The following is a 5,295-nucleotide window of genomic DNA, read 5'->3' on the forward strand; positions in this document are numbered from 1 at the left end:
GTCTCCGCCGACCTCACCCAGGACTGGCTGCCCACCCTCGAAGCCGCCGGCTTCGACCGCACCCGCCCCACCCTGTGGATCGCCGAGGCCCTCACCTTCTTCCTCACCGACGAGCAGGCCGCGGGCTTCCTGCGGCTCCTCGCCTCGGCCTCCGCCCCCGGCAGCCGCCTCGCGTTCGACATCCTCGGCCGGGCCCTGCTGCGCAGTCCCTTCTCCAAGCCCTTCCTGGACACGCTCGCCGCCGACGGCACCCCGTGGATCTTCGGCAGCGACGAGCCCGAGGAGTTCCTGACCGCCAACAGCTGGAAGGCCGTCGACGTCAGCGAGCCCGGCCAGCCCGGCGCCGGCGAGGGCCGCTGGCCCTACGACGTCCAGCCGCGCAACCGTCGCGGCGCCAACCGGCTCTGGCTCATCCGCGCCGAGATCGCCGCCTCGTGACGGGCCGCCGGGCCACCACCGGCGCGGACGCGGAGTAGCCGGCCGTGTGGATCGGGGTCGACCTGCTGCACATCGGCGAGCTGGACCGGCTGCTCGGCCGGCCCTGGTTCCGGGCCTTCGTCTACGACGCGGCCGAGCTGGCCACCGCCGAGACGTTCGGCCCCGAGCGGGCGCGGGAGTTCCTGGCCGGGCGGTTCGCCGCCAAGGAGGCGGTGCTGAAGGCCCTCGGCACCGGCTTCACGGGCGGCATCCGGCCGCGGGACGTCGCCGTCCTGCGCTCGGACGGCGGCGCCCCGGTGGTCCGGCTGTCCGGCGCCGCCGCCACCTGGGCGGCCGGCCTCGGCGTGGCCGGTGTCCAGGTGTCGATCACGCACAAGCGCGACCTCGTCCTCGCCGCGGCCCTCGCCCACCCGGGGGCCTGAACACCCCGGGCCCGCCGTCGAACTCCCGCCCACCGGACGGTACTTCCCCACCGCCGGCGGGCACCTCCCGCACCGCCGCCCGGCCCACCCTCCGGGCGGCGACGGGAGCTCGCCGACGGGCCCGGGCCGACTCGCGGGCGTCCGCGGTCAGCCCGCTCGGGCCGCCGCGGGCCCGGCCGGTGCGGGGGTGCGCTCGGCGAGGCCGCGGAGCAGTTCGCCGGCGATGAAGGCCGTCACCCCGGCGACGATCAGCAGCGGCATCAGGTTCGCCGCCTCCCCGCCCAGCAGCATCGCCGCCAGCACCGTGCTGGTGACGGGCAGCCGGGTGACGGAGGCGCCGGCGGCGACCAGGCCGACGGCGAGGCCGGGCGCGGTGCCGAAGCCGGGCAACGGCGCACAGGCCACCCCGAGCGCCGCGCCGAGCAGGATCGCCGGGAAGATCGGGCCGCCCCGCAGACTGCCCAGCGCGACGCCCCAGGCGACGGCCTTGCACGCGACCAGCGCGAGCAGCACCCCGATCGGCCAGGACGCCGGGTCGGCGGCGAGCGCGCCCAGCGTGGCCTGCCCGGAGAGCGCGGCCTCCTCCGGCGTATGGCCGGTGATCAGCGCGTACACGGCCAGGCAGCCGCCGACGGCGAGCGCGCACAGGACGGTGCGCACGGCGGTCCGGTGCGGGGTGCCGGTGGTGTAGGCCTTGACCCGTCGGCCGAGCGCCTGCCCGGCGACGCAGACCGCGGCGATCACGACGGCCAGCGGAACGCCCCACAGGAAGTCCCCCGGGTCGGGGACGCCGCTCTTCGGGACGTGCGGCAGCGAGAGCGCGCCGATCGACAGGCCCGTCCAGTGCCCGAAGCCGGTGAAGACCAGCGCGCCGACACCGCTCGCGAGCAGGCAGGGAAGAACCAGCACGACGAGTTGCGGGCCGCCCAGTCCGGCCGCCTCGATCAGCATCACGCCCGCCACCAGCGGACTGCCGAAGATGGTGGCGATCGCCGCCGCCGAGCCGGCCGCGCCCAGCACCGGCACGAGCCGCGGTTGCCGTTCCCGCCGGGCGGACCGGACCGCGAGCAGCGCGAGGCCGCCGCCCATCGCCATCAGCGGCGCCTCCGGGCCGAGCACGGCGCCGAGCGGCAGGCAGGCGAGTGCGGCGAGCAGCACGCCGGGGACTTCCCGCGGCAGGCCGGGCGGGCCGCCGAGCCCGTCCACCGGAACGTGCCCGCCGCGCCCCGGAAGGCGGGTGACGACCGGGACGAGCAAGAGGCCGGCCAGCAGCAGCGCGGGCAGCGGCCACCACCAGGGGGCGCGGTCGTACCCGGCCGCGTCCGGCAGGCTCTCCCAGACCCAATGCTGGAGTTCGTGTTCCAGGCCGACGAAGCCGAAGGCGGCCAGCGAGATCGGCACGCCGACCAGCGCCGAGACCACCAGCAGGCCGAGGTAGCCCCGGTGCAGCAGCACCTCGCGCAGGCCGGGACCGGCGCTGCCCCGCTCCGGCGTCCCGGGCATGGCCGCTCCTTCGCGCTCCCGGGGCCCGCCCGGCCCCGTCCTGGGACCGAGTCTCGCCCGGAGCCCGGCGGCTCGCAGCGCCACGGTGCGCCAACCGGGCGGTGCCGGCGGCGGGTTGCGCCGAACGGGGGGCGCGGGCGGAGGCCGGTCAGACCTGCCGGGACTCCCCCAGCGCGCTCTCGATGCCCTGGACCATCCGCCACAACGGCGCCTTGCGGCTGGCCACCAGGACGACGACGTCGTCCTGGTCGGCGTCGCCGGCGCCGTCGGCGGGGCGGTCGCTCCAGGTGTCGACGACGAAGGCCATCGCGCTGTCCACCTCGGCCACCCAGTCGCTCTCCCCGCCCGAGCGCAGCCAGGTCCGCAGGGCGTGGTTGTGCGCGGCGACGACGGCGGCGGCGATCACGTCGGCGCGCAGCGGCCCGTCCGGGCGGTCGGCGAACCGGCCGCGCAGGTAGGCCGCGAGGGTGTGCTCGTAGCGCCACACCACCGACAGCTCGTACGCGCGGAGGCCCGGCACCTTGCGGGTGAGCCGGTAGCGCTGGACGGAGAAGGACGGCTGTTCGGCGTACATCCGCAGGACGAGGCGGGCCGCGCCGCAGGCGTGCCGGACCGGGTCCTCCTCGCCGGTGCCGGAGTCCAGGAACTCCGTCATCTCGGCCAGGCTGCGTTCGTGGTCGGGGAAGACCACGTCCTCCTTGGCCGGGAAGTAGCGGAAGAAGGAGCGCCTGCCGACCCCGGCGAGGGACACGATGTCGTCGACGGTGGTCTGTTCGAAGCCGCGGTCCAGGAAGAGCTCGAAGGCCGCGGCCACGAGCGCCTCGCGCATCGCCGGCTTCGAGGGCCCGTCGTTCATGGGCAGGTCCTGCTCTTCCTTCTCGCTCATTCCCGGGAACTTACACCGCGGCGCGGCACCGGCCCCGAAGGGCCGGTGCCCTGCGTGTTACGGCAGGTTGCGGGCCATGACGATGCGCTGGACCTGGTTGGTGCCCTCGTAGATCTGCGTGATCTTCGCGTCGCGCATCATCCGCTCCACCGGGTAGTCCCGCGTGTACCCGTACCCGCCCAGCAGCTGCACCGCGTCCGTCGTGATCTCCATCGCCGCGTCCGACGCGAAGCACTTCGCCGCCGCACCGAAGAACGTCAGGTCCCCGTCCCCGCGCTGCGACTTCGCCGCCGCCGCGTACGTCAGCTGACGCGCCGCCTCCAGCTTCATCGCCATGTCCGCCAGCATGAACTGGACCCCCTGGAACTCCGCGATCGCCTTCCCGAACTGCCTGCGCTCCTGCACATAGCCCTTCGCGTAGTCCAGCGCCCCCTGCGCGATCCCGACCGCCTGCGCCGCGATCGTCACCCGCGTGTGGTCCAGCGTCCGCATCGCCGTCGCGAAACCCGTCCCCTCCGCACCGATCATCCGGTCCGCCGGAATCCGCACGTTGTCGAAGTACACCTCACGCGTCGGCGACCCCTTGATCCCCAGCTTCTTCTCCGGAGCACCGAACGACACACCCTCGTCGCCCTTCTCCACCACGAACGCCGAGATCCCCTTCGACCGCTTGTCCGGGTCCGTCACCGCCATCACCGTGTAGAACTCCGACACACCCGCGTTCGTGATCCAGCGCTTCACCCCGTTCAGCACCCAGAAATCACCGTCGCGCACCGCACGCGTCCTCATCCCCGCCGCGTCCGAACCCGCCTCCGGCTCCGACAGGCAGTACGAGAACATCCCCTCACCACGCGCCAGCGCCCCCAGGTACTTCGCCTTCAGCTCCTCCGAGCCCGACAGCTGCACCGGCAGCGACCCCAGCTTGTTCACCGCCGGGATCAACGACGACGACGCGCACACCCGCGCGACCTCCTCGATCACGATCACCGTCGCCAGCGCGTCCGCCCCCGCACCCCCGTACTCCTCCGGCACGTGCACCGCGTGCAGGTCACTGCCCTGCAACGCCTCCAGCGCCTCCTGCGGGAACCGGCCCTGCTCGTCCACCTCCGCCGCGAACGGAGCGATCTTCGCCTCGGCCAGCCCGCGCACCGCCTCACGGAGCATCCCGTGCTCCTCGGAGATACGGAAGAGATCGAAGTCCTGGCTCATGAACGGCGCTCCTGTTTCGGGACGGCACTGACGGTACTCAGTACCCTTCATTATGCACGCGCGCAGCAAAAAGGGAACTCAGTGCCTTCACATAGCGGCACTGAGTTCCCTATTCTTTTGCTGCCGAAGCCGTCCGAGCGCAGGGAGATGACACCGTGGTCCACTCAGCCATCGACGACGTCTGCGAGAGCACCACGCTGTACTTCCAGCGCTGCGCCTGGTGCAGCAACCCGACCTTCCAGCGGCTGCTCTGCCCCACCTGCGGCTCCACCGACCTGCGGCTGGAGCCCAGCGAGGGCACCGGCGTCGTGCGGCGCTGCGAGGTAGAGCAGGCCAGGACACCGCTGGCCCGGCAGAAGTCGCTGATCCGGATGGCCGAGGGGTTCGACGTCTGGTGCATCGTCGACGGGCTGCGCAGCACCGTGCCGGTGGGCACCAAGGTCCGCCTGCTGCCGGCGCCCGGCGCGGCGGAGAACCCGGAGCTGCGGCTGCTGCCGGTGGAGGAGCCGCAGCCGGTGGTGTGCACCGAGCCGCGGCCGCTGCCGCCGAGCCAGGGCGGTTTCACCCAGCACCTCGCGGCCTTCGCCGAATAGCCGGGATAGCCGGATAGCCGGACAGCCGAACAGGCCCGCGCGCTCCCGAAAGGTCCCGAAAGCTCCCCAAAAGGTCCCGAAAAGGTCCCGAAGAGGTCCGACCGGCCCCGGGAAGGGGCCAGGGAACGCCGGAGGGGGGGGGGGGGGGGGGGGGCGGGGGGCCCCCCCCCCCCGGGGGGGGGGCGGGGGGGGGGGGGGGGGGGCGGGGGCCCCGCGGGGGGGGGGGCGGGGGGGCGCGCGGGAG

Annotated in this window: 6 protein-coding genes; 3 read left to right on the top strand and 3 right to left on the bottom strand. The window is 74.1% G+C overall.

Annotated elements, in window-relative coordinates:
* Positions 1-438, top strand: a 438-nt coding sequence (locus ACFV4G_RS42885; protein WP_380448995.1) for a class I SAM-dependent methyltransferase, incomplete at its 5' end; no start/stop codon positions are given.
* Between the two features lie 44 nt (positions 439-482).
* A complete protein-coding gene (locus tag ACFV4G_RS42890; protein WP_380448997.1) occupies positions 483-860 on the top strand; it encodes a holo-ACP synthase in 378 nt (125 codons plus the stop codon).
* Positions 861-1,007: 147 nt separating this feature from the next.
* Here the strand turns inward: ACFV4G_RS42890 and ACFV4G_RS42895 are convergent, their stop codons facing one another.
* The 3 genes from ACFV4G_RS42895 to ACFV4G_RS42905 form a co-directional block, all read right to left on the bottom strand.
* Positions 1,008-2,363: a chloride channel protein gene (locus ACFV4G_RS42895; protein WP_380448999.1), complete on the bottom strand. Its 1,356-nt coding sequence runs from the start codon at positions 2,361-2,363 to the stop codon at positions 1,008-1,010.
* Positions 2,364-2,511: 148 nt separating this feature from the next.
* Entirely contained in the window at positions 2,512-3,249 is a 738-nt protein-coding gene (locus ACFV4G_RS42900) for a TetR family transcriptional regulator (RefSeq protein WP_380449001.1), read from the bottom strand.
* Positions 3,250-3,306: 57 nt separating this feature from the next.
* Entirely contained in the window at positions 3,307-4,458 is a 1,152-nt protein-coding gene (locus ACFV4G_RS42905) for an acyl-CoA dehydrogenase family protein (protein ID WP_380449003.1), read from the bottom strand.
* Positions 4,459-4,613: 155 nt separating this feature from the next.
* Here ACFV4G_RS42905 and ACFV4G_RS42910 point away from each other — a divergent pair, with 155 nt between their 5' ends.
* The gene (locus ACFV4G_RS42910; RefSeq protein WP_380449005.1) at positions 4,614-5,051 is read left to right on the top strand and encodes a hypothetical protein; all 438 of its coding nucleotides are present in this window, start codon (positions 4,614-4,616) and stop codon (positions 5,049-5,051) included.
* Positions 5,052-5,295 lie beyond the last annotated feature (244 nt).

The organism is Kitasatospora sp. NPDC059747 (assembly GCF_042732955.1).
GTDB lineage: Bacteria > Actinomycetota > Actinomycetes > Streptomycetales > Streptomycetaceae > Kitasatospora.

Excerpts from the sequence above, each read along its gene's own strand:
- ACFV4G_RS42905 (WP_380449003.1), bottom strand. The coding sequence starts at position 4,458 with ATGAGCCAGGACTTCGATCTCTTCCGTATCTCCGAGGAGCACGGGATG.
- ACFV4G_RS42895 (WP_380448999.1), bottom strand. The coding sequence starts at position 2,363 with ATGCCCGGGACGCCGGAGCGGGGCAGCGCCGGTCCCGGCCTGCGCGAG.
- ACFV4G_RS42900 (WP_380449001.1), bottom strand. The coding sequence starts at position 3,249 with ATGAGCGAGAAGGAAGAGCAGGACCTGCCCATGAACGACGGGCCCTCG.